Annotated in this window: 18 protein-coding genes; 12 read left to right on the top strand and 6 right to left on the bottom strand. The window is 66.7% G+C overall.

Annotated elements, in window-relative coordinates:
- Positions 1-38 precede the first annotated feature (38 nt).
- The 6 genes from V3572_RS06490 to V3572_RS06465 all read left to right on the top strand — a co-directional run bounded on the left by V3572_RS06490 (position 39) and on the right by V3572_RS06465 (position 13,421).
- Positions 39-7,688: an SDR family NAD(P)-dependent oxidoreductase gene (locus V3572_RS06490; RefSeq protein ID WP_332110168.1), complete on the top strand. Its 7,650-nt coding sequence runs from the start codon at positions 39-41 to the stop codon at positions 7,686-7,688.
- 15 nt (positions 7,689-7,703) lie between these two features.
- A complete protein-coding gene (locus V3572_RS06485) occupies positions 7,704-9,107 on the top strand; it encodes an aminotransferase class I/II-fold pyridoxal phosphate-dependent enzyme (protein WP_332110167.1) in 1,404 nt (467 codons plus the stop codon).
- Positions 9,079-10,356 (top strand): capsule biosynthesis protein, encoded by a 1,278-nt coding sequence (locus V3572_RS06480; RefSeq protein WP_332110166.1) that lies wholly within the window; start codon positions 9,079-9,081, stop codon positions 10,354-10,356. The genes V3572_RS06485 and V3572_RS06480 overlap by 29 nt, the downstream gene beginning before the upstream one ends.
- Before the next feature lie 91 nt (positions 10,357-10,447).
- Positions 10,448-11,074 (top strand): GNAT family N-acetyltransferase, encoded by a 627-nt coding sequence (locus V3572_RS06475; RefSeq protein ID WP_332110165.1) that lies wholly within the window; start codon positions 10,448-10,450, stop codon positions 11,072-11,074.
- The gene (locus tag V3572_RS06470; protein WP_332110164.1) at positions 11,071-11,892 is read left to right on the top strand and encodes an SDR family NAD(P)-dependent oxidoreductase; all 822 of its coding nucleotides are present in this window, start codon (positions 11,071-11,073) and stop codon (positions 11,890-11,892) included. Before V3572_RS06475 ends, V3572_RS06470 begins: the two co-directional genes overlap by 4 nt.
- Positions 11,889-13,421 (top strand): LTA synthase family protein, encoded by a 1,533-nt coding sequence (locus V3572_RS06465; protein ID WP_332110162.1) that lies wholly within the window; start codon positions 11,889-11,891, stop codon positions 13,419-13,421. The genes V3572_RS06470 and V3572_RS06465 overlap by 4 nt, the downstream gene beginning before the upstream one ends.
- 12 nt (positions 13,422-13,433) lie before the next feature.
- On the opposite strand, the gene V3572_RS06460 is transcribed toward V3572_RS06465, so the two are convergent.
- Genes V3572_RS06460 through V3572_RS06445 form a run of 4 tightly spaced genes read right to left on the bottom strand, consistent with a single transcriptional unit; the run spans position 13,434 to position 17,467 of the window.
- Positions 13,434-14,276, bottom strand: a complete 843-nt coding sequence (locus tag V3572_RS06460) for a transglutaminase family protein (RefSeq protein WP_332110161.1) — start codon at positions 14,274-14,276, stop codon at positions 13,434-13,436.
- Positions 14,266-15,042, bottom strand: a complete 777-nt coding sequence (locus V3572_RS06455; protein WP_332110160.1) for a peptidase — start codon at positions 15,040-15,042, stop codon at positions 14,266-14,268. The genes V3572_RS06460 and V3572_RS06455 overlap by 11 nt, the downstream gene beginning before the upstream one ends.
- Complete coding sequence (locus V3572_RS06450; RefSeq protein ID WP_332110159.1) at positions 15,039-16,016, bottom strand: alpha-E domain-containing protein; 978 nt, start codon at positions 16,014-16,016, stop codon at positions 15,039-15,041. Before V3572_RS06450 ends, V3572_RS06455 begins: the two co-directional genes overlap by 4 nt.
- A gap of 17 nt (positions 16,017-16,033) precedes the next feature.
- Entirely contained in the window at positions 16,034-17,467 is a 1,434-nt protein-coding gene (locus V3572_RS06445; RefSeq protein ID WP_332110158.1) for a circularly permuted type 2 ATP-grasp protein, read from the bottom strand.
- A 433-nt stretch (positions 17,468-17,900) separates the two neighbouring features.
- Here V3572_RS06445 and V3572_RS06440 point away from each other — a divergent pair, with 433 nt between their 5' ends.
- The 4 genes from V3572_RS06440 (at position 17,901) to V3572_RS06425 (ending at position 22,294) form a co-directional block, all read left to right on the top strand.
- The gene (locus V3572_RS06440; RefSeq protein ID WP_332110157.1) at positions 17,901-19,328 is read left to right on the top strand and encodes an FAD-binding protein; all 1,428 of its coding nucleotides are present in this window, start codon (positions 17,901-17,903) and stop codon (positions 19,326-19,328) included.
- 222 nt (positions 19,329-19,550) lie between these two features.
- Positions 19,551-20,180: a winged helix-turn-helix domain-containing protein gene (locus V3572_RS06435; protein ID WP_332110156.1), complete on the top strand. Its 630-nt coding sequence runs from the start codon at positions 19,551-19,553 to the stop codon at positions 20,178-20,180.
- The gene (locus V3572_RS06430; protein ID WP_332110155.1) at positions 20,177-21,268 is read left to right on the top strand and encodes an N-acetylneuraminate synthase family protein; all 1,092 of its coding nucleotides are present in this window, start codon (positions 20,177-20,179) and stop codon (positions 21,266-21,268) included. The genes V3572_RS06435 and V3572_RS06430 overlap by 4 nt, the downstream gene beginning before the upstream one ends.
- Positions 21,269-21,340: 72 nt before the next feature.
- Complete coding sequence (locus V3572_RS06425; protein ID WP_332110154.1) at positions 21,341-22,294, top strand: glycosyltransferase; 954 nt, start codon at positions 21,341-21,343, stop codon at positions 22,292-22,294.
- Positions 22,295-22,512: 218 nt separating this feature from the next.
- Here V3572_RS06425 and arsB read toward each other — a convergent pair whose 3' ends face one another.
- Together arsB and V3572_RS06415 are read right to left on the bottom strand one after the other, a co-directional pair.
- The gene (gene arsB / locus V3572_RS06420) at positions 22,513-23,616 is read right to left on the bottom strand and encodes an ACR3 family arsenite efflux transporter (protein WP_332110153.1); all 1,104 of its coding nucleotides are present in this window, start codon (positions 23,614-23,616) and stop codon (positions 22,513-22,515) included.
- Entirely contained in the window at positions 23,613-23,993 is a 381-nt protein-coding gene (locus V3572_RS06415) for an ArsR/SmtB family transcription factor (protein WP_332110152.1), read from the bottom strand. The genes arsB and V3572_RS06415 overlap by 4 nt, the downstream gene beginning before the upstream one ends.
- 262 nt (positions 23,994-24,255) lie before the next feature.
- On the opposite strand from V3572_RS06415, the gene V3572_RS06410 reads away from it, so the two are divergent.
- Together V3572_RS06410 and V3572_RS06405 are read left to right on the top strand one after the other, a co-directional pair.
- Positions 24,256-24,567, top strand: coding sequence for an ArsR/SmtB family transcription factor (locus tag V3572_RS06410; RefSeq protein WP_332110151.1), 312 nt, complete (start codon positions 24,256-24,258; stop codon positions 24,565-24,567).
- Between the two features lie 204 nt (positions 24,568-24,771).
- Positions 24,772-25,149 (top strand): putative zinc-binding protein, encoded by a 378-nt coding sequence (locus tag V3572_RS06405; RefSeq protein ID WP_332110150.1) that lies wholly within the window; start codon positions 24,772-24,774, stop codon positions 25,147-25,149.

The following is a 25,149-nucleotide window of genomic DNA, read 5'->3' as shown; positions in this document are numbered from 1 at the left end:
CTAAAAGACGCGACGTGAATAACGACTACACAATGAGAATGAACAAAATAGCCATCATCGGGGCGGCCTGCCGCCTCCCCGGAGGGGTGGCGTCCCTGGACTCGCTGTGGGACGTACTGGCCTCCGGCCGCGACGCCGTGACCGAGATCCCTGCCGACCGATTCGACGTCCCGGGTTTCCTGCATCCTCTGCGCAACGCCCCTGGCCGCTCCTGCACCCTGGCCGCCGGAGTGCTGGACAACATCGGCGACTTCGACTTTTCCTTCTTCGGCATCTCGAAAAAAGAAGCCGAATACATGGACCCCCAGCAGCGGCTGCTTTTGGAAATGGCCTGGGAGGTTCTGGAAAACGCCCATGTCCCCCCCTCCAGCATCGCCGGAACGAACACCGCCGTGTTCATCGGCTCCTCCTCCCTGGACGCCAGCATGCAGCGTGCCGACGACCCCTGCGTCATCGGCCCTTATTCGATGATCGGCAACACCCTGGGCCTTCTGTCCAACCGCATCTCCTATCTCCTGGACATCCATGGCCCGAGCATGACCATCGACACGGCCTGCTCCGCATCTCTGGTGGCCCTGCACCAGGCCTGCCAAACCCTGGTCACGGGCCAGGCCAAAATGGCCATCGTTGGCGGGGTGCATATGCTGTGCAGCCCCCTGCCCTTCGTGGGCTTCTCCAAGGCCCACATGCTGTCCAAGGACGGCCGGTGCAAGGTCTTCGGCAAGGACGCCAACGGCTACGTCCGGGCCGAGGGCGGCGGGCTGCTGTTGCTCAAGCCCCTGGACGCGGCCCTGGCGGACGGCGACCGCATCCATGCGGTGATCGCCAAGACCGGGGTCAACACCGACGGCAAGACCATCGGCATCGCCTTTCCCAACAAAACGGCGCAAATGGATCTTTTGCGCTCCTTATACAGCGACCCGGAACTCGATCTGCAAAACCTCTGCTACATGGAGGCCCACGGCACCGGGACCGCCGCCGGCGATCCGGTGGAGGCCCATTCCATCGGCGAGGTGTTCACCGCCCTTCGGCCATCGGCCCCTCCCCTTCTGGTGGGGTCCGTCAAAAGCAACCTGGGACACCTGGAGCCAGCCTCGGGCATTGCCGGGCTGCTCAAGGCCATGCTCGTGCTCAAGCACCGCACCGCGCCGCCCAGCCTGCACCTTGACGAACCCAATCCGGACATCGACTGCCAGTCCCTGGGCATTGCCTTCGTGACCAAGCCCACTCCCCTGCCCCGGACTCCGGGGCTGGCCATGGTGGGGGTCAACTCCTTCGGTTTCGGCGGGGCCAACGCCCATGTCCTTTTGGAGGCCGCGCCAGACGCCGCGCCAGACGCCAGGCCCGATATCTCCGGCCACGCCGCCGCCCCCGGGCCGCTTCTGCTCTCCGCCCACAGCCAGGGCAGCCTGCGACGGCTGGCCGGGATGTACGCAGCACGCCTGGAGGAGGCTTCTCCGGACGAACAGTGCGATATCGTCGCCCAGGCCGCCCTGTGCCGCGACCACCTCCACCATCGCATGGTGATCGAGGATGCCGCCGTCTCCGGCGTCGTGGAGGCCCTGCGCCTTGTCGCCGCCAGCGAGGAGGCCCCGGTCAAGGACCGCCGCGTGGTCAGGGGCGACATTTTGGGCGGCGTGGTCCGCACGGCCTTTGTCTATTCCGGCAACGGGGGCAATTGGGCGGGCATGGGAAAGGCCCTTTTCGCCTCGGACAGGGATGCCTCCCGGGCGCTTGACGAGGTGGACGCCGCCATGGCCCCCCTTTTGGGCTGGTCCCCGAAAAAAATGTTTCTGTCCACGGAAGCGGACTGGGATGCAACGCGCATCGACGTGGTGCAACCCCTGCTTTTCGCCATCCAGGCCGGGTTGACCAAGGCCCTGCGGGCCAAGGGGGTCACCCCGGACATGGTCTTCGGACACAGCATCGGCGAGGTGGCCGCCGCCTGGGCCTGCGGCGCCCTGACGGTGGAACAGGCCAGCCGGGTCGTTGTGGAGCGCAGCAGGCTGCAACGGGAATCCCACGGCCTGGGCGACATGGCCGTGGCCCAGCTTGGCGAGAAGGACGCCCTGGCCCTGCCGGGGGTCGTTTCAGGCGAACTCGAGATCGCGGCGGTCAACAGCGCCCGCTACGTGACCCTGACGGGTTCGGCCAAGGCCCTGGACTCGGTACGGGCGGCCCTGAAAAAACGCCGGGCGGTCTTTCGCGACTTAAAGCTCGGGCACCCCTTCCACAGCCAGGCCATGGAGGCCATCAAGGACCGGCTCCTGGCCGGGCTCTCCGGGGTGCAGCCGGAGGCCGGGAACATCGCGTTTTATTCAACTGTTCATGGCCGGGCATGTCCGGGCGGGGGCCTGGGCGCGGACTATTGGTGGCATAATCTGCGAAAGACGGTTCGATTTCGCGACGCCGCCCTGGCGGCCCTGGACGACGGGGCACGAATATTCATTGAAATCGGCCCGGACGCCCTGCTCCACCCGTTTCTCAAAAACTGCTTCCAGGAGCGCTCCGCCACCACCGTCTACCTGCCCTCCATCAAGCGCGACACCCACGACGGCCAGGTGGCGCATTCCCTGTGGAAGCAGGTCCATATCCACGGCGGCCGGGTGCATCTCCCGGCGATTTTTCCGCACAGTCCGTCCTTCGTGGATCTTCCCGCCTATCCCTTCGACAGGGAACCCTGCATGGCGGAATCCACCACGGAATGCCTGGATCTGTTCGGGGCCAAGCCTGCGGCGCATCCCCTGCTGGGCCGCCGTGTCCGACGTGGCCTGCCCGTCTGGGAAAACACCCTGGACACGCATCTCGTTCCCTTTTTGGCGGACCACGTGGTGGGCGGCGAGGTGGTGCTGCCCGGGGCCGCCTATCTGGAGATGGCCCTGGCCGCCGCCCTGGAGGCTTACGGCCCGGGGGCCGTGGAGATGGAAAACGTCGAGTTGCGCCATCCCATGACCTTTGCCCAGGGCAAAGCCCGGGTGGTGCGGTTCAGCCTGAATGCCGAAGGCGGCGATTTCACCATCGAGAGCCGGGAGATCCTACAATCTGCGGGCATGGTGCAGCACGTCAGCGGCCGCATCGTTCCCCGGACGCACAAGACCTTTGCCCCCGCCGCCCTCCCCGCCGCCCGGGGTGCTGCGGAAGACGTGACCGGGCTCTACGCCAAGGCCGTGGACTCGGGCCTGCACTTCGGCCCGGCGTTTCGGCCCATGCGCCAGGTCTGGCGGGACGGGGACATGGCCGTGGCCCGCCTGGCCCTTGAGCCCAAGGCCATCTTTCCTGCCGCCATCCTGCACCCGAGCCTCATCGACGGCGCGTTCCAGATGCTCTTATCCCTGGTGTCCTGGCAGGATGGCAGCCTGGAAACCTTCATCTATCTGCCCATCCGGGTCGGCCGCCTGCAGATGCTCACGCCCGGGGTGGCCACCCACGCCGTGGCCTTCCTGGCCCGCCAAAGCAAGCGCGCCCTGGCGGCCTCCTTCCAGCTTTTCGACGCGCACGGCCAGGAACTGGCCCGGCTGGACGACTGCCGCTTCGCCCGGGTTCAGACCCGGGAAGGCCTCCAGCGCCAGCAGCATGTCTATGCCACGGCCGTCGTGCCCTCCCGCCACCCCCTGGACGCCTCGCCCTCGGCCGTGCCCGCCGAGGCCGAATTCGACGCCCTGGCCGCCCCGGGGATCGACGCCCTGGCCCGGAGCGAAGGTTCCCTGCGCCGCCGCCAGGAGGCCCTGCCCTTTTTCACGGCCCTGGTCCTTTCCCAGACCATGGAGGCCCTGCGCTCCCTGGCGGGCGGCCGTCGGGAATTCACCGTGGCCGAGCTGGCCCGCAAAGGCGGCGCGGTGGACGGGATGGAGCCGTATCTGGCCCATGCCCTGCACTTCCTGGTGGAGATGGACATGGCCGCCTGCCGGAGGGAACGCTTCCGGCTGACCGCAGAGGATCTGCCGCCCGCCGCTGAGTTGTGGCGCGCGGCCCTGGCGGAATTCCCGGAACATGTCGACGAGTTGGCGCTTCTGGGACAGATCGGCACGAATCTGGGCGAGATCCTGCGCGGCAGGCTTTTGGCGGCCCCGCTCCTGGCCCTGCGCCCCGGCGGCGCCATGGAGAACCTTTTCTCCGCCTGCCCCCGCCACCAGGATGGGCACGCCGCAGCCGCCATCCTGCTCGACGCCATCCTTGAAGCCATCCCCCGGGGAAGCGGCCTGCGCATCCTTGAGGCCGAGGCCGGACCCGGCGGACTGGCCCAGACGCTCATCCCCCGGCTGGCCCCGGGTGTGGCGGAGTATGTGCTGGCCGACCGCGACGAGCATTTCGTGGAGCAGCTTTCGGCCCGTTTCCTGGCCGCTCCCAACGTCCAGGCCTGCGTGTTCGACCCCGACGACCCCGAGGCCTCCCCGCCGGAGGCCATGGCGGGCGGCGGTTTCGACCTGATCTTTTTCGGCCACGCCCTATATCGCCTGACGGACGCCCCCCAGGCCTTGATCCGCCTGTACGATCTGCTGCGCCCGGGGGGCATGATCGTGGTTGTGGACACCCCGCCCCATCCCGTGACCGATCTGCTGTTCGGGCTGGTCCCCGGCTGGTGGCGGGAGGAGTCCCCCGACGGCCGCCCCGTCTCGCGCCTGATGGACCAGCAGGAATGGTCCCGATGCCTGACGGCCGCCGGGTTTCAGCCCCCGCGCCGCTACCTGGGCGGGGACGACAGCGACGTCCTTCTTCTGACCGCCCGGAAGGCGCCAACCCAGGCCGCGACGCATATCCTCCCCGCCCGCAAGCGGTGGGTCTTTTTCGAAGACGCGGCCTGCGCCCCCGAGGCCCGGGCCTTGTCCGAGGCCCTTGGCGCAGCCCTGCGGGCAAGCGGCTGCGACCCCGTGCGGGTGACGTCCGGTCCGGATTTCCAGGGCACGCCGCAGGACGGCTTCACCCTCGATCCGGAATCCCGGGAGCACTGGAAAAAGCTGTTCCAGGCCATGGGAGAGACCGGGGCCAGCCTGGAAATCGTCCATCTGGCGGGGTTCGACATCCGTCAGGAACCAGACCCGAAGATCCTTGACGACATCCAAAATCGCCGCGTGGCCAGCGCCGTGGCCCTGGCCCGGGGATGGCGCAAGGCCAAAATTCCCGCCGGACTGTGCCTGGTGACCGGCGGCGGTCTGCCCCTGCCGGGGCAGATCTCGCGCCCCGTGCCGTCCCAGGGGGCCCTGGCGGGCCTTGGCCGGGTTTTGATCAACGAAATGCCCGGGTTTTCGCCCCGGCTGGTGGATCTGCACGCCGATTCCGACGGCGGACTTCCCCTCGACGCCGCCGTGCGGGAGATCCTGTGCCCGATCAGGGATCTGCTCGCGCCCGGCCAGGACGACAAAGAGGTGGCCGTCAGTCGTCAGGGGCGCTTTTGCCTGCGCCTGGCCCCCTTGGAAACGGCGGCCATGGCCCACCCGGCCGCCCAGGCCCCCCAGGCCGTGACCCTGGAGATGACCGAACAGGGGCGGCTCGACGCCGCGACCTGGCGACCCGCCGTGCCGCCCCGGCCCGGCAAGGGACAGGTGCTCATCGCCAACCGGGCCGCCGGGGTCAACTACCGCGACATCATGTTCACCCTGGGCCGCATCCCCGAGGAGGCCCTGGAAAACGGCGCGTCCGGCCCCACCCTGGGCCTGGAATGTTCCGGAACCGTCCTGGCCGTGGGGGAGGGCGTCGCCGGGGTGGCCCCGGGAGACGCGGTGTGCTGCTTAAGCGGCGGGGCCTACGATTCCCATGTGCTGGCCGAGTCCACGGCCGTCTTTCCCCTGCCCCGGGGCATGACCCACACCGCCGCCGCCACCATCCCCGTGGCCCATTTCACGGCCTGGTACGCCCTTACCCACCTGGCCCGGCTGGCCCCGGGCGAGCGCGTGCTCATCCACGGCGCGGCGGGCGGCGTGGGACTGGCCGCCATCCAGATCGCCATGCTGATGGGGGCGGAAATCTTCGCCACGGCCGGTTCCCCGCATAAGCGCGCCCTGCTGTCCGGCCTGGGCGTGCCCCATGTGCTCGATTCGCGCAGCCTGGACTTCGAGGAACGCGTCCGGGAGCTCACCGACGGCCAGGGCGTGGATGTGGTGCTCAACTCCATCTCCGGCGAGGCCCTGCAAAAGAGCCTGGGGCTGCTAAAGCCCCTGGGCCGGTTCCTGGAGCTTGGCAAGGTGGATTTCTACACCAACTCCCCCTTGCGCATGCGCCTTTTGCGCAACAACATCAGCTTTTTCGGCATCGACGTGGACCAGGTGATGCAGGTCAATCCCCTGCTGTGCCGCCGCCTGTTCCTGGAGATGCTTGCGCGTTTCGAGAAAAAGGAGTTGTGGCCCCTGCCCCACGCCGTCACCCCCCGGGCGGCCATCGCCGAGGCCTTCCGCCGCATGCAGCAGTCCCGCCACATGGGCAAGCTGGTGGTGGCCATCGACGAGCTGGCCGCAGGCGTCCGGCCGCTGCCGCCCGCCGAACTCGGCCCCCTGGAGGCGGACGCCAGCTATCTGGTCACCGGCGGACTTGGCGGGCTTGGGCTGGCCGTGTGCGGCCGACTGGCCGCGCTGGGGGCCAGGCGCCTGGTGGCCGTCGGACGCAGCGGCGTCGCCACGGACGCCCAGAAGGCCGCCGTCGCCCGCCTGGAGTCCCTTGGCGTCCGGATGACGGTGGTCAAGGCGGATGTGGCCGACACAGGCGGCCTGGCCGCCGCCCTTGAGGCCGTCCTGCCCGGCCTGCCGCCCTTGCGGGGCGTGGTGCATTGCGCCGGGGTGCTGCGCGACGCCACCATCGCCAACCTCACCTCGGCCGACATCCGCGCCGTGCTGCGGGCCAAGGCCCTGGGCGGCTACAACCTGCACCGCCTGACCAGGGGCATCCCCCTGGACTTTTTCATCATGTTTTCCTCGGCCACCACCGTCCTGGGCAATCCCGGCCAGGGAAACTACGTGGCCGCCAACACCATGCTCGAAAACCTGGCCGCCTACCGGCGCAGCCTGGGCCTGTCGGCCGTGACCTTCGGCTGGGGGCCCATCTCCGACGTGGGCATGCTCACCGGCCGCCCCGAGGTGTTGCAGTCCCTCAAGACCCTCACCGGAGCCCAGGAGTTGCGGGCTGAAACGGCCATGGACCACATGGCGAAATACGCCCGCCACGACCAAAGCTCCCTGCACGTCTTCCGGGTGAGCTTCAAAAAGCTGTCCCGGCTGCCGTACGTGGCCTCGCCCATGTACCGCTACGTCATCTCCGAGGGCTCCTCGGAACAGGCCGCCCTGGATCAGGTGGACATCCGCGAGGTGCTGCGGGGACTTTCGCCCAAGGACGCCGTGGTGCATCTGGCCACGCTTTTGTCCCAGCATTTCGCCCGCATCCTGCGGGTGCCGGTCTCGAAGATCCGCCACGACAAACCCATGGGCGAACTCGGCATGGACTCCCTCATGTATGTGGAACTGGGCCTGGCCACCGAGGAGGCCTTCGGGGTTGACATCTCCGCTTTAAGCTTGGACAAGACGGCAAGCATCCTCACCTTGGCAGAGATGATTCACCGCCAGTTCGATCAACCGGCCGGTTCCGAAGAGGCGCAGGCCGAGGCCGTTTCCCGGCATCTCCGAGACGTTCACGGCGTCAGCATGACTGCGGAAGACGCCAAACGGCTGCTGGATGGCGAAGCCACCCCCCCCCGGCCCAACTGATTCATGGAAGACGGCATGACATTCGACGACAACAGATCACCCGGCCTGGCCGAAAAGGACAGGCTGTCCCTGATTCAGAAAATGCGCGAAAAACTGGCCCAGCGTGAGCCGGGGCAGACTTCGGGACCGTCCCCGGCGCCTTCCGGGATTGATGCATCGGCTTGCGATTTCAGCCAGTTCGCGGATGTGAAAAAAATCGCCATTCACAAGGCCGTGGCCAAACAGTGGGGCATCGATTCCCTGTATTTCCTGTGCCACGAGGGCGTGGCCCGGGACACCACGGTCATCGGCGGCAAGACCTGCCTCAATTTTTCCACCTACGACTATCTGGGCATCAACGGCTCCGAGGCCCTCAACGCCGCAGCCAGGGCGGCCCTGGAAAAATTCGGCAGCAGTTCCTCGGGCAGCCGTCCCACCTCGGGCGAGCGCCCCCCCCACCGCGAACTCGAACGGGCCCTGGCCGATCTGCACAGCGCCCAGGATTGCGTGGTCTTCGTCAGCGGACACGCCACCAACGTCTGGACCATCTACCAGCTGTTCAAAAAACGCGACGTGGTGTTCTACGACAGCCTCTCCCACAACTCCATCATCCAGGGGGCCCAGATCTCCGGGGCCGTGCGCCTGCCCTATGCCCACAACGACCTGGACGCCCTGGAAGAGCTTCTGGCCACGGAACGCCATCGCTACCGCCGGGCGCTGATCGTCACCGAGGGACTTTTCAGCATGGACGGGGACATCCCCGACCTGCCCCGACTGGCGCAGCTCAAGAAAAAATACGGCTGCTTCCTAATGGTGGACGAGGCCCACGCCCTGGGAGTCCTGGGGCCCACGGGCCGGGGCCTTGCCGAGCATTACGGCATGGACCCGGGCGTGGTGGACATCTGGATGGGCACCTTGAGCAAGACCCTGTGCGGCTGCGGCGGTTATGTGGCGGGGCGGGCCGAGCTTGTGGAGTGCCTGAAATATCTGGCCCCCGGCTTTCTCTACAGCGTGGGCATGTCTCCCCCCCTGGCCGCCGCCAGCCGCGAGGCCGTGGCCGTGATGCTCCGCGAACCCGAACGGGTGCGCCGACTTCAGGAGACCAGCCGCTATTTTCTGGACTACGCCCGGCAACAGGGGCTGGATACCGGCCGGGCCCAGGGATACGCGGTCATCCCCATCATGGTCGGCGGCTCCGTGGAAACGGCCATGCTGGCCGCCCGGCTCTTCCACCAGGGGGTGTACGTCATCCCCATCATCTTCCCGGTGGTGGAGGAAAAGGCCGCCAGACTGCGTTTTTTCCTCTCCAGCTCCCATACCAAGGCCCAGGTGCGCCAGGCGCTCGACCTGGTGGCCAAGGAGCTGCCCCGGGTACGCCAGGAGTCTGCGGCCATGGTCGAGGACAGAGACAATGACTCCGGACTGGACGGCCAGGACTAGCCCCCCCGTGGATGGAACCCGACCGACCGCCCCCCACAGCCGATCCTTCCTGTTCCTACAGGGCCCGCAAAGCCGTTTTTTTCGCCGGTTGGGCCTGGCCATCCGGAACACGGGGGCGCGCGTCCTCAAGGTGAACATCTGCGGCGGCGACGTATTCCACTGGCCACGGCCCTGCACCTGCCTGTACCGGGGCTCCCGGGGCGACTGGCCCCAGTGGGTCGCCGAAATCATGGACCGTCACGCCGTGACGGACATCCTGCTCATGGGCGACAAGCGCCCCATGAACCGGGACGCCATCTGCATCGCCCGATCCCGGGGCATTGCCGTGCATGTGCTTGAGGAAGGCTATCTGCGCCCCAATCACATCACTCTGGAACGCGACGGGGTCAACACCCGCTCCCGGCTCCCCGCCACCCCCGAGGAGGTGCGGCGTGAGGCCGGGTTGCTCCCGGACCCGCCCGCCTACCCCAACGTCCCGGACAACATGAAGATCCGGGTCAGGGACACGTTACGCCACCACGTAGGGAACTTTCTTTTGTGGGGACTTTTCCCGCGCTACCGCACCCATCGCCCCTACACCATCGGCTGGGAGCTTACGGGCTGGCTGCCGCGCTATGTCACCCGCCGCGCGCGTCAGGCCCGGGCTCTGGCCGCCCAAAAGGACCTTTTGGAATCAGGACGTCCCTATTTTCTTTTCCCGCTCCAGCTCGACGCCGACATCCAGGTGCGCTCTTATTCCCATTTCGGGGTGCGCGACTCCATCATGCAGGTGCTGTCCTCCTTTGCCGCCAGCGCGCCCAGGGACATGACGCTTGTGGTGAAAAACCATCCCCTGGACAACGGACTGATCAACCTGGACCGTTTCGTGGACAGCTTCGCCCGGGCCACGGGCATCCGGGACCGGGTGGTCTTTCTCGACGGCGGCCAGGGCCGCCTGCTCATGGAACGCGCCCAGTGCCTCGGGGTGGTGCTGGTCAACAGCACCATGGGCCTGGAGGCCCTGGCCCTGGACCGTCCGGTCTTTTCCCTGGGCCGCGCGCCCTACGCCATGCCCGGCCTGGCCGCCACCCAGACGGATTCACCCCTGGACGACTTCTGGAGCGCCCCGCACCACCCCGACCCCCAACTCTTGCGTGATTTCGTCAAACTCTTGCTGCACAAGGCCCTGGTTCTGGGCAACTTCTACACCGATTGGGGCATCGAACTGGCCGTGGCGGGTTCCTTGCGCCGCCTGGGCCTTGTTGCATAAGATAGCCCGACGGAACGCCCCATGACCGGGAGTCCTGCGGCCAGTGACGACGCATGGTTCGCTTCGGGCCGCTCAACCGGGAGGAACGCCCATGCCCCTTTCCCTGCGCCAGGCAGACCCCGAAGACGCCTCGGCCGTGGCCCGTATCATCCGGGAGGTGTCGGCAGGCGTGGCCGACTTCCTGTTGCACCGGGTCTCCCTGGCCGTCTCCGTCAATCGCCTGCTGGCCACCCTGGTCATGGAGCCGGGCAACCCCTTCAGCTACGAAAACGCCCTGCTCCTTGAGCACGACGGCCGTCTGGCGGGGCTCCTTCTGGCCTATCCCTGGGACCGGCACGGCTATCCGGACATCTTGCAGAAACTGGTGGCGCATAAGCGACTGGAGATGCTCGACGGCATGTTGCGCATGGCCGACGCCCAGAGCCTGTACATCAACACCCTGTGGGTGGACGAGGCCCTTCGGGGTACGGGCACGGCCGGGGATCTCCTGGAATGCGCCATGCTTATGGCCCAGGACATGAATCTACCCCGGATCAGCCTGCATGTGTGGGACGACAACGCCAGGGCCATGCGCTTTTATCTACGCCACGGTTTTACGGTCACCCGGCACTATGACGTGCCCCGGTACCGCCAGTTGCAACACGACGGAGGCTTCTCGCACATGACCCTGGTTCTGGCCCCCGAAACCGCGCCCCGGCAACCGGCGGGCCGCCCATGACCGCGCCTGCCCGGCGCCCGCGCCACATCCTGCTCACCGGGGCCACGGGCGGCATCGGCCAGGCCCTGGCTCTGGAATTCGCCGCGCCGGGCGTGCGCCTAAGCCTCACCGGCCGCAACCAGGAGACGCTTTCGGCCCTGGCCCGGAGGTGCCGGGAGGCCGGGGCCGAGGTCGCCGAAAAATCCCTGGACGTACGCCGGATCGAGGCCCTGCACGACTGGATATGCACCATGGACGACGCCTGCCCCGTGGACATGGTCATCGCCAACGCCGGGGTGTCGAGCTCCATCGGCCCGCGCGACGAGGCCGAGCCCGTGGAGGACGTGCGCCGCCTGTTTGCGGTCAACGCCGAGGCCGCCGCCGTGACGCTCTCCGCCCTGGCCGAGCGCATGCGCCTGCGTCGCCAGGGGCGGCTGGCCGTGGTGGCCTCCCTGGGGGGCTGGTGCGGCATGCCCTCCTCCCCGGCCTACAGCGCCAGCAAGGCCGCCGCCCGGATCTACGGCGACTCCCTGCGGGCCTGGCTGGCCCCCTATGGAGTGCGGGTAAGCGTGATCTCGCCCGGGTTCGTGGATTCGCCCATGAGCCGACGCTACATGGGCGACAAGCCCCTGGCCTGGGACGCGGCCAGGGCCGCCCGGCGCATCCGGCGGGGGGTGGAGCGGGGAAGCCCGGTCATCGCCTTCCCGGCCCTGCTGGCCCTGGGCATCAGCCTCCTGAACCTGCTTCCGGCCCGCCTGGGGGACGCCATCCTGCGAAAATTCTTCGCCTTCACCGTTATTCCGGACGCCGAATCCCCGCGCGGCAGGGACGCATCATGATCACCGGCCTCATGGGACTGCTGGCCGCCGTGGCCGCAAGCCTTCTGGTCCACCGCATCGACGCCGTGGCCCACCGGGTCAGGCCTCTGGACGCGGTCATCGACGGCCCGGTGATCCTGGTGTCGGGCATGGGCTATCTCGGCCTTTTGGCCGTCTCGGGGCGGCCGGTGTTCAGCCTGATCCTGATCGTGGGGGGCACGGTGCTGTTGTCCGTCGTCAACCGCCTCAAACACCGGCTTTTTCACGAGCCCATCGTCTTTCTCGACGCCGCCCTGACCTTGCAGGTCATGCGCCATCCCGGGTTTTACGTGCCCTATCTGTTCCCCGCCCCGGTGCTTGCGGCCGGGGCCGTGGCCGCCATCCTGATGGCCGTTTTGTGGGGCCTCGAACCGCCCGTGGATTCGGCCGCGCGGCTGGCTGCAGTCCTGGGGATCGCGGCGGGGCTGGCCGCCTGCGCCCTTTGGGCCACGCTTTTTTTCCCGGCCAGGCGGAAGGCGGCCCTGGGACTTCTGACGCGGTATCCGCCGAGCCTCTCCGCCAACGCGGATTTTTCCCGCTACGGCCTTTTCTGCTCCTTCTTCCTGCACGGCCTGTGGCATGTCCACCAGCGCGGCCAAGGCGGCAATCCGGGCATCCCGCGTTTCCAGGCCAGGCCTGCGGCCGCCCCGGCGGCGCCCGAGAATCTGCCGCACCTGGTTCTGATCCAGGCCGAATCCTTTTTCGACGTGCGTCGGCACATGCCGGACGCCCCGGCCGATCTTCTGCCGCACTACGACCGGCTGCGGGCCGAAGGCGCAGGCGGGCTGTTCCAGGTCCAGACCCATGGGGCCTACACCATGCGTACGGAATTTTCCGTGCTCACGGGGCTTCCCCTTGAGGCCCTGGGCAGCGACGCCTTCAACCCCTATTTCACGGCCAGCCGCCACCGGGTGGACTCCCTGGCCTGGAGGCTGCGCGGCCTGGGCTACCGCACGGCCTGCATCCACCCCTTCTTCCTCACCTTCTTCCAAAGAAACCGGGTCTTGCCCCACCTCGGCTTCGAGACCCTGTACGGCCAGGAGTCCTTCTCCGGGGCCTCCCGCTGCGGCCCCTTCGTCAGCGACGCGGCCCTGTCCCGGTTTGTCCTGGACTGGCTGGCCGCCAGCCGGGAACCGGCCTTCGTGTTCGTCATCACCATGGAGGCCCACGGACCCTGGAAACCCGGACGGCTGACCGGGGAGCCCGGGGCGGAGGGCGTCGCGGACAGGCCCATGGACATCTATCTGCACCACCTGCGCCATACCGACGCCATGCTCGGGACCATGGCCGACGGCCTGTGCGGCCTGGACCGCCCGGCCGCCCTGTGCGCCTACGGCGACCATGTGGGCTGCCTGCCCGATCTGCACCGGCCCAGGGACATGGGCTATGCCGCCACGGATTGGGTGTTGTGGCCCACGCCCATGGCCGGGGCCGGATCGACGCGGTCCCTGCGGCCCGAGGAGATCGGGGGGGTGATGTGGGATGTGGCCCTTGGCAAGGGGCGGCGGTAAGGCCGCGCCGGTTCAGGCCTCGGTTTCCAGACGGATGCGGTGGGACAGGGCGGCCGTGACCCCGGCGCCCCGGAAGGCGCCGGACAGGGGCATGCACAGCTCGGGGTGGTGGGCCGCAGCCAGGGCCAGATGCGCGTCGGCCACGGCCAGTCCCAACGTGGGGTCGTAACCGCGCCACCCGGCCCCGGGCAGATAGGCCTCGGGCCAGGCGTGCAGATCGCGTTCCTCCTGGTCCGCATCCCCGGCCTGATAGCCGGACACGAACCGGGCCGGCAGCCCCGCCTGTCGGCAGACCTCCATAAAAACCAGGGTCACGTCCCGGCAGGCCCCGCGCGAAAGCTCAAGCGTCCGGGACGGTTCCCACACCCCCGGCGCCTGGCGCACCTCCACCCGCACGTTGCGGTACAGCCAGTCCGTCAGGCGGTTGAGAAAGTCCACGGGAAGTCCCCCGCAGGCCGCCGCAAGCTCCATGCCCAGACGCCCGCAGGCCGGGCAGCCCTGTGCCGCCAGATACGGCCAAAGGGCCGCCCGTTCGTGTTCGGGCAACTGCACAGGCAGATGCGCGGCCGCAGGGTCCAGCAGATAGTCGAAGGGATTGGCGCGAAGCGTCCGGGCCTCGAACCGGGTGCAGACCGTCAGGGACTCGTGCAGGCCGTCGAACCACAGCCGGGTGGCGGGATTGCCGCTGGCGTCGAGGATGTCGCACCGCCCGGCGGGCGGCGGGAAGACCTCCAGAGAAAAAGAATCGAGGCGCTGGGAGGCGTTGCCCAGGGGCGTAAGCCGCACCAGATGCGGTTCGAGAAAGACCGGGCGGCTGTAGCGGTAGCTGGTTTCGTGCTCGCCCCTAAACAGCACCGGCCTCGTCCTCCGGCTTGCAGGAAGCAAGCTTGCGGGTCGTGGGAGACAGCTCGGCCGCGATGGCCTCGATCCATTCCGAAGGCAGGGCTCGCACGCTCTCGCGCAGCCGCTCCTGCCACCAGGTGGAGATGTGGGCCAGGTCGGACTGCTCGAAGCGGTGCTCCACCAGGACGAAGGAGCCCTTGGAATAGACCACCACGTCCAGGGGGAAATCCACCCCGGCGGCGCTGATGCGGGTGGAGTCGAAGGCCAGGCAGCCCACCTTGAGGGCGAAGTGGATGGAGTCGGCATATTTGAGGGTGCGGTCCAGCACGGGCTTGCCGTAGCCGGTCTCGCCGATGATATGATACGGCGTGCCCGCGTTGATCTCCACCCAGTTGCCCTGGGGGTAGACGAGGTACAGCTTGTGGGTGGCGTCGCCCGAGAGCTGGCCGCCCATGATCACATGGATGTTGAACTGCAGTCCCGATTCGTCGAGAAAGTCCTTGTCCTCCCTGGCCACCCGCCGGATGACGTCGGCGAAGATGTTCACGGCCTTGTACAGCTTGTTGGGCGGCGGACAGGTTTCCAGGGCCTCCTCGAAGTAGGTGACCACCTTGTCGCGCACCGAGCGCAGGCCCGAGGTCATGAAAAAGAGCACCCCACCGTCGATCTCATAGGTGCTGAGCTTCTGGCCCGTGGTCATCTCGTTGCCCGCCACGATGCGGGTGTCGGAGATGCCCACCAGGCCCTCTTCCACGGTAATGCCAAGGCAAAAGGTCATTGGTCCACCTGTTGGGGGGGTGTGGGGTCGTGGTATCCGAAAAATTCCCGCCCGAGCTGCGTGTCGATGGTGTTCATGCGGGTCTGCAGGCGATCCGTAAACTGGTGCAGACCTTGCTCGAAAACGTCCTCGATGGTCAAGTAGGACAGATCCGAACACAATTGCCCCAAAAGCCGCTCGCTGCCGCGCGAAAAATGCCCCACCCGGGTGCCGGTGATGTCGTGCAGGGCGCGCTGGGCGCTGCCCAGGCCGTAGATGATGGAACGCGGGAAGTCGTGGTCGAAAAGCAAAAACTCCGCCACCCTGGCCGGGGAGATGCGGCCCCGGAGGCGACGGTAGGCGTTGAGCGCGCTGGTGGCCCGCAAAAGCGCCGACCAGTGGATGGAGTCGAAGCTCTGGGGCGCGCCGCTTAAGCCCGGCAGGAGCAGGTGGCAGTTGACGTCGAGAATGCGCGAGGTCTTGTCGCAGCGCTCCAGTTGCCGCCCCAGGCGCGAGAAGTGCCAGGCCTCGTCGTGGATCATGGCGTCCCGGGAAATGCCCTCCAGGATGAAATCGCGGACCTTGATCTCCTGGCAGAACTCCGAGGGGTTGTCCACGACGGCCAGCGGATTTTTGGCCGCGTCATGCACCAGGTGGTAGTAGATGTTGATCTGCTCCCACATCTCGTAGGGGATGACCTCGCGGATGGCCCGGGCGTTTTCCCGGGCGGCCCACAGGCAGGAGGCGATGGAGTTGGCGTAGCCCCGTTCGAAGCACAGAAAGGTGGTCACGGTGGCCGCGTCGTAAGCCCCGTACCGCTCCTCGAAAAGGGTATGGTCGCCGCTGGCGATGACCAGGGGCCGCCATTCCCCGGCCCCGGCCCCGGGCAGATCCAGGGTCAGGTGCCAGTTGACCTCCACGAACCGGGCCAGATTCCCGGCCCGCTCCAGATAACGGCTCATCCAATAGACGGCGTTGGCCACGCGCGCGAGCATGGATCACCTTTCCTCGGTTAGTGTTTGAGCACCCAGGTGTCCTTGCTGCCCCCGCCCTGGGAGGAATTGACCACCAGCGACCCTTTTTTCAGGGCCACCCGGGTCAGTCCCCCGGGGATGACCTGCACGTCGCCGCCGTGCAGGATGTAGGGCCGAAGATCCACATGGCGGCCCTCGAAGTGGTCCCCCACGATGACCGGGGCCCGGGAGAGCATGAGCGCGGGCTGGGCGATGTAGTTTCTGGGCCGGTCCTTGATGCGCCGGACGAACTCCTCGCGCTCGGCCCGGGTCGAGCCGGGGCCGACGAGCATGCCGTAGCCCCCGGACTCGTTGGCGGCCTTGACCACCATGGTCTCCAGATTGTCCAGGACGAAGGCCCGGTCGGCGTCGCGCCAGCACAGGTAGGTGGGCACGTTGGGCAGAAACGGCGTCTCGCCCAGGTAATAGCGGATGATCTCCGGGACGAAGGCGTAGACCACCTTGTCGTCGGCCACGCCGGTTCCCGGGGCGTTGGCCAGGCAGACGTTTCCGGCCCGGTAGGCGGACATGATCCCCGGCACCCCGAGCAGGGACTCGGGCCGAAACACCAGGGGATCCAAGAAGTCGTCGTTGAGCCTGCGATAGATGACATCCACCTTTTTGAGGCCCTTGGTGGTGCGCATGTAGACGAAGTTGTTTTCCACGATCAGGTCATGGTTCTGCACCAGCTCGATGCCGGTCTGAAGGGCCAGAAACGAATGCTCGAAATAGGCCGAGTTGTAGATGCCGGGGGTGAGAAGCGCCACGCAGGGCTGGGCCACGGGGTGGGGCGCCATGCGCAACAGCATGTCCAAAAGCCTGGCCGGATAGTCGTCCACGGGCCGGACCCGGGAGGCGGCGAAGACCTCGGGCAGGGTGCGCTTCATGAGCCGCCGGTTGGCCAGCACGTAGGACACCCCCGAGGGACAGCGCAGGTTGTCCTCCAGGACGTAAAAGACGCCCTTCTCGTCACGCACCAGATCCGTGCCCGTGACGTGGCACCAGATGCCCCGAGGCGGGTTGACGCCCATGCAGGCGGGCAGAAAGCCCTCGGCGGTTTCGATGATCTCCCGGGGGACGACGCCGTCGCGGATGATCTTCTGGTCGTGATAGATGTCGTCGAGAAACAGGTTCAGGGCGAAGATGCGCTGCTTGAGCCCGATCTCGATCTTGTCCCAGTCTTTCGCCGAAACCACGCGCGGAACCACGTCGAAGGGAAAGATTTTTTCCGTGCCCTGCTCATGGCCGTAGACCGTAAACGTGATGCCCAGGTCGTAGAGGGCCTTTTCGGCCTTCTGCTGACGGCGTAACAGCTCGCCCTCGGGCAGGGACTCGATTTTTTCCACCAAAAGCCGCGTGCCGTCCCTGGCCACCCCGGGGGTGGCGAACATTTCGTCGTGGAACGGACCCAGGTCGTATCCGGTGAACTTCATGGAAGCCCCGCTTTACACAATATTGTTATTTTTTAGCAATATGCCCCCAGTCTCCGGCCCCTGTCAACACGCGCCACGACTCAAGATACTCAAAATTTATCAATTTTGTTAAAACGCGGCCTTTATCTCCTGGCCAAACGCCAGCCCCGACTCGAGAGCATAGCCCTCCCGGCCGGGCCGCTTGTCAGGCGCGGCAGGCCGGGGGTATTTCAGGCCTCATGCCACACCGTATCCACACAAGTCGCGCCGCCGCAGGCCCCGGGCGACCGCCCGCGCCTGCCGCCTGGCGGACGGAGAACCGCACCTTTTTGTCCTCCGCACCCTCCGCGCCCCCCCGGCCCACGGATCAGGCCGGATCAGCCCAGCCGGTCAGGCCAGTCCGGAGGGTCCGGCCGCTCCGGAGGACCGCGCCCATTGGCCGGGGGCATCGCCCATGACTCCCCCGTTCACCCTGCGGCCCCCGGCCGATGTGCTGGTGCTCGGCGCGGGGCTGGCCGGACTGGCCGCCGCCCGGGCCGCTCTGGAGGCCTCGCCCGGGGCTGTCGTGACGGTCGTCGCGCCGGAGGGCGGCCCATCGGGATCGTCGTTTTCCAACATCCACGACCGCCTGGGCCTGCATGCCCCGGCCACCGACCCGGAGCGCGAGGCGTTTTGCCGCGAGGCCCTGGCCCTGGGCCGTCCCGGCATGGTGGACGAAGGGCTTGTCAAAATTCTGGCGGAGGAGGCCCTGGAGCGCCGCCAGGAACTGGAGGCCCTGGGCGTGGCCTTCGTGCGCGATGAAACCGGCGCGCCGCGTCTCTATCCGGCCTGCTTCAGCCCCCAGTCCCGGAGGGCCGCGATTTTTGGCGACCTGGCCCATGCCTACCGGATCATGGCCGACCGGGCGGCGTCCCTGGGCGGGCGGCTGGTTCCGGGGCTGACCGCCGTGTCGCTCGTGCAGGAATCGCCCGGGGCCCGGGTATTGGGGGCGCTTTGCGAGGACGCCGCCGGGGAATTTTCCGTCTTGCCCGCCCGGGCGGTGGTGGCGGCCATGGGCGGCCCGGCCGCGCTTTTTCTCCACAACCAGGCGGGACGGGGCGGCGCCGGGGCCGGAACCGGGCACGGCATCCTGGCCGCCGCCGGGGCGGCCATGGCCAACACGGCCTATCTGCAATGGATGTGGGCCCGGCTGCCGGGCCGGGCCTTCTGGCCGGTGTGGAACCTGCTTGGCGACTCGACCTTCCTCCTGAACCGCCAGGGGCGCCCCGTGCCCCTCCCCGACGCGGTACGGGCCGCATCACTGTCCCGGGCCGCCCACTGCCCCCTGGGCCACGGCCTGGCCGACGCCGCCCTGGACCGCTTTGTTCTGGCCCATGCCGACACGATGGGCGTGGCCGCCATCCGGACACAGGCCCCAGGCGGGGGCCCGGAACGCCTCCAGGCGGCGCTTATGGCCCATGCCGGAAACGGCGGAGCCCTCATCGACGCCTGGGGCCATACCACGGTCCCCGGGCTGTTCGCCGCCGGGGAATGCGCCACGGGCATGCATGGAGCCAACCGCCTGGGCGGAGCCATGGTGGCGGCCTGCCTGGTCTTCGGCGCCCGGGCCGGGAGGGCGGCGGCCACGGTGCCGGACCAGCCCACGGGTCTTACCCGGGATATCGTGGCACAGAGTGTGCATGGGAAAAATCGTGATCTGCGCCAGCGTGAGGCAACGCGACGCTCCCTTGCCCACGCCCTGCAACGGCACGGACTTCCCCGGGATGATCGCCATGGTCTGGATCTCTTGGAGCCCCTGGCAGATCGCAGACGGACCATCTCGGACACCCTGGCCGCGCGCATGATCGATTCGGCGCTGACATTCGCCCGGGGTCGCTCCTGATTTTTTTCCCGATGTGGGCGCAACGTGCCTGCACAGGGTAAAGATTGCCCGACTGCTGCCGATAATGTTAGGGAACCGAACGATCGACATAAGGACGACGACACCATGGCCACCACTTCGACAGCCGCTCAACCATTGAAACAACAGGATATTGACGCGGAGTCTTGTGCTGCCGGGCGGGGGCTGCTATGTGGGACGAAAACACGGCAATTTGGTCGCCCCATGAACGATCTCACGGTTTTGCCGCTTCGCAAGCAATACTACGCCCCCAGCAAGGACACCTGGGTGCTGGCCATTTTGGATGCCCTGTCCCTGGACAGCAACCTCTCCCAGCGCGACCTGGGCCGCCGCCTGGGCATCAGCGGCGCGGTGGTCAACCAACGCCTGCGCGAGCTGCAAAACCGCAGCCTGATCCGTTTCGAGGTTAGAAACGGCAAAAGTTACCGCTACGTGCTCACCCCCGAGGGGGAGATCCTGCGCGAGGAGATGGTTTCCCGGTGCACCAGCGAGGCCATCCACATCTACACGGCGCTCAAGCGCCACTGCCGGGAGCGCCTGGAATGGCTTCGGGCCAGGAACATCATGAAGATCGCCATGTTCGGGGCCTCCGAAACCTGCGAGGTGGTCATTTCGGCCCTAAGCGACATGCCGTTTAAGGTCATGGCCCTGGTGGACAACGACGTTTCGAAACACGGCACGGTTTTTCACGGCTATGTCGTCTCGTCGCCCAGGATATTGGAATTGGTGGACTGCCAGGCCGTGTTGATCACCTCTTTTGGCCGACAATCCGAGATTCGTGAACAGCTAGCGCCCTTGTGCCGCACAAGGGGGGTGGAGATCGTGAGCCTATGAACACCGTAAAAGGCATCCGCATCGCTTCCGGACGGCGTATCGGCCCCGGGGAACCGTGCTTTATCGTAGCCGAAATCGGCAACAACCATCAAGGGGATCTGAGCATCGCCCGGGACATGGTCTACGCTGCCGCCGCCGCCGGAGCGGACGCGGTGAAGTTTCAAAAGCGCGACATGGACTGCCTGTTCACCCGGGCCGGCAAGGAAGCCCCCTACGGCGGCAAACACAGCTTCGGCCCCACCTACGGCGAACATCGCCTGGCTCTGGAACTGGGCATGGAGGCCATGGCCGAACTCAAGGCCCTGTCCGAAAAGCTCGGCCTGGTCTTTTTCGCCTCGGCCTGGGATCTGGTCAGCGCCCGGGAGATGCTGGACCTGGGCATGGAAATTTTCAAGGTCTGCTCGGCGGACCTGGTCAACATCCCCCTGCTGCGGATGGTGGGCGAGGCCGACGTGCCGGTGATCATGTCCACGGGCATGAGCGACTGGCAGGATGTGGACGTGGCCGTGGCCGAGATGCGCCGCTACCATGAACACATGGTGCTCTTGCATTGCAACAGCTCCTATCCCTGCCCCGACGAACTGGTGGGGCTCCCGGTCATGCTGGCCATGGCCAAACGCTACGGCCTGCCCGTGGGCTATTCCGGCCACGAAACCGGCCTTGGGCCGAGCATCGCCTCCGTGGCCATGGGGGCCTGCGTGGTGGAGCGCCATTTCACCCTGGACCGCTCCCAGCGCGGCACCGACCATCAGGCGTCGCTCGAGCCCGGACATTTCGCGGGCCTGTGCGCCATGATCCGGGAGACCGAGGCGGCCATGCGCCTGCGCAAAAAGCAGGTCTGCCCCACCGAACGGTCTTCGGCCGCCAAGTTGCGCAAAAGCATCGTGTTCGCCCGCGACCTTCCGGCCGGGCATGTCCTTAGCCAGGCCGACATCACGGTCAAATGCCCCGGCACGGGCATCTCGCCGGTGCAGTGGGACGAGGTGCTGGGGAGCCGCCTGACGCGTAGCGTCCTGTGCGAAGAGCTTGTGGACTGGGACGCCCTGGCTGCGGACCAGCCGTCCGCGACCATGTCCGGGCGCTTGTAACCCGGCCTCGGCGCCCGGGGACGCCCTCGCCAGGGCGGCCGTCCCGGCCAGGGCCCCGCCAGGGGAGAAGGCATGCGCATCGTGATGATCGCCGAAAACGATCCGGCCGGGGTGGGGTCGCTTCTGCGAAGCGCGCTGACCCGGCACACGGACCACGTCTGTCGGCTGGTCACCACCCAGACCCGCTACACCCACAACTGGGAAAAAGACCTGCACGTGCCCCTGCTCGACGCGGCAGGCCTGGACGAACTGGCCACGGTCCTTGAGACGGCCGACGTCTTCCATTTCCACATGTTGGCCGACGAGCACATGCCCCTGGGGCCGCTCACGGCCGCCCCGTTCATGGCCAAAAAGGCCATCGTCCACCACCACCACGGGCACCACGTCTTCCGGGCCCACCCGGAAATCTTCCAGAAAAAATACCGCGACCTGGGACGAAAAAACCTGCTGGTCTGCACCCCGGACCTGCTTCTCAAGCTGCCCGGGGCCCGCTTGCAGCCCAACCTCGTGCCCCAGAACGCCCCCCTGTACCTGCCCAGGCCGCGCACGCCCGACGGCCGGGTGCGGCTTGGGCACTCCCCCACCCGCAAGGATTTGAAAAACACCGACGAGCTTGTGGCGGTCCACGCCAGGCTGGCCAAGGAACTGCCCCTGGACCTGGACCTCATCGACGACGTCCCCCATGTGGAATGTCTGGCCCGCAAACAGGCCTGCGACATCGTTTTCGACCACATGCAGGGCTACTACGGCATGTCCTCGCTGGAGGCCCTGTCCCAGGGCGCACCCGCCATCGCCGGGCTGGACGACTGGAACACGGCGACCATCCGGGAATACTTCGGCGTGGACGAGCTCCCCTGGGTGGCGGCCCGCACGGCAGGGGAGCTGGAAGCCCGCCTGCGCGAACTGGTCGCCGACCCGGACGAACGAAACCGCATCGGCCGCGCCTCCCGGACCTTCATGGAGACAGTCTGGAGCGAGGAACGCCTCACGGCCGCCCTCTGCGATTTCTACGCCTCCTTACGCTGATCGCGCATCACTCCCGTCCCTTGGCCCGTCCCTTGGCCCGCCCCTTGGCCCGCCCGGTAACGGGACACGTCGCACCGCCCAAGCAAAACACCCCCGGGCGCCTTCGACGCTCATGGCGCAACGCAGGGAGCCACAGGCGGCGACCTCCGCCTGGATCTCGGCCGGGAGCGAACACCGGACGGCCCTTACGGCAGCGGTTTTTCCGATCCGTCCGGGCATCAGGCCCCGGGCGCGGGCTTGCAGCTCATATGGCACACACCGCCAGGCGTCTGCACGGCATACGGGAAGAACTTTTTCCTGAAATACAGGGCCACATTGACCAGGGCAATCAGCACCGGAACCTCCACCAGGGGGCCGATGACCGCAGCGAAGGCCTCGCCGGAGTTGATGCCGAAGACCGCGATGGCCACGGCGATGGCCAACTCGAAGTTGTTGGAGGCAGCGGTGAAGCTCAACGTCGTGGCCTGCTCGTAGGTGGCCCCGGCCTTGTAAGACAGGAAAAAAGACGCCAGGAACATGACCAGGAAATAGATGGCCAGCGGAATGGCGATGCGGATGACGTCAAAGGGCAGCGCGACAACCTTGTCGCCCTTGAGGGAGAACATGATCAGGATCGTGAAGAGCAGGAACACCAGGGTCAGGGGACTGATTTTGGGGATGAACACCCGCTCGTACCAGTCCTTTCCCTTGACCCGAAGCCCCACGAACCGGGTGATCATGCCCGCCAGGAAGGGAATGCCCAGATAGATGAACACGCTCTCGGCGATCTGGCCCATGGAGATGTCCACCACCACGCCCGAAAGCCCGAACCAGCCCGGCAGGACGGTGATGAACAGGTAGGCGTAGGCCGAGAAAAAAAGCACCTGGAAGATGGAATTAAACGCCACCAGTCCGGCGCAGTATTCGCTGTCGCCCCGGGCCAGGTCGTTCCAGACGATGACCATGGCGATGCACCGGGCCAGGCCGATGAGGATAAGGCCCACCATGTAGTCGTGGTGGCCGGACAAAAAGGCCACGGCCAGCCCGAACATGAGGATGGGGCCGATGATCCAGTTTTGGACAAGGGACAGGGCCAGCACCCGGACGTTGCGGAAAACCTGGCCGAGCTCCTCGTATTTCACCTTGGCCAGGGGCGGATACATCATGAGGATCAGCCCGATAGCGATGGGGATGTTGGTCGTGCCCACCTGGAAGGCTTCGATGACGCCTTTTATGCCGGGGAAAAGAGAGCCGCTCCCGACGCCGACAAACATGGCCAAAAAAATCCACACCGTCAGATACCTGTCCAAAAAGGACAGCCTCTTCACCACGGACTCGGTCATATGCCGTCTCCTTGTTTTGCGGTGTCGGGCCCGGCGCAGGCGGCGGCGGTTTTCGTCTTGAGATGGGCGCACAGCCTGGCGTGATCCTCCCGGGCCATGGGCAGGCCGGGCAGGGTCTCCCGCAGGGCGGCCAACACCCGGGCCTGGACGGGGTCCGCCGGTTCGGCCAGGCGATAAGAGACCCACTTCCCTCTCCGCACTCCCGTCACCCAGCCGGAATTGTCCAGATAGGCCAGGTGCCGCGACACCCGGGACTGCGGCAGCGTAAGCGCCGCCATCACGTCGCAGACGCACAGTTCGCCGTGGCCCAGGAGCTGCACGATGCGCAGCCGGGTCGGATCGGACAGGGCCTTGAGCCGTTTCGCAATGTCATTCATGCTTCTATCATATTCGCATATGCGCATATGTCAACACCTGGCCCTCGGCCAGCCTTGCGCCCCGCCCCGCAGGGACGTATCCGCCCACCGGCACATACTCCACGGGAGTGGCCAAGAGGTGACACGCGCGCCCCGCCGACGACGGTCATGGCTCGTCCCGGCCAGGCGATGTGCCCTCATCGAACGTCCTGCTCCTGGTATTGACAGGTCCGGGGTTCGGGATTATCTCGATGCTGTTTGGCGATTTCGCCAAGAGGATGCCATGCAGGAACTGAACATTACACCCCGGCCGACCCGGGAGACGTTTGCGGAGCGGGCCCGGATCATCAAGGCCCTGGCGCACCCCTCCCGGCTTTTGATCGTGGACGAACTGTCGCGGGGCGAGAGGTGCGTGTGCGAGCTGACCGAGCTTGTGGGACACGACATCTCCACGGTCTCCAAGCACCTGTCGCTGCTCAAAAAAAGCGGCCTCGTGGTGGACGAAAAACGTGGCCTCCAGGTGTATTACCGACTCAAGACGCCGTGCGTGCTGAACTTTTTTACGTGCATCGAGAATGTGCTCCGGGACCGGTAAAATTTTTTTCGCCTCCACTTGGCGAAATAGCCAAGCAGAGACCCCCCATGGAAACACGCCAGGGCCGACCACGGGTCGGTTGGTCCCAGACGGGACAGAAAGACGACACAAGCGTCGGCGACGTGCCCGGGATTGCCGGGAACTCCCTTCCGGCGGTTTTCGCCGACGCCGGGCAACACATCTTTTTACCATCGGAGGAAACACATGACTCAAGAAAAAAGCTGCGCCTGCTCCACTGCGCCCAAACTGATTTTTTCCTGTTCCGGCGGGGCCGATGTGGGCGCCGTGGCCGACCTGACCGCCCGGAAGCTGACCCGGGACGGCGTGGGCAAGATGTTCTGTCTGGCCGGGATCGGCGGCCGGGTGAGCGGCATCGTCAAATCCACCGAGGCCGCGTCGAAGATATTGGCCATCGACGGCTGTCCCCTGAATTGCGCCGCCAAGACCCTGAAAGAGGCTGGATTCAATGATTTCGTCCATGTCCGGCTGACGGACCTGGGCTGTGAAAAGGGGAACACGCCGGTGGAGGACGACCAGGTCGCGGCCATGGCCCAAAAAATCACCCCGCTTTTTTCGGAGTAA

It is taken from the genome of Desulfolutivibrio sp., from assembly GCF_036584575.1.
Classification (GTDB): domain Bacteria; phylum Desulfobacterota; class Desulfovibrionia; order Desulfovibrionales; family Desulfovibrionaceae; genus Desulfolutivibrio.
This window is presented reverse-complemented; position numbering and strand designations above follow the sequence as displayed.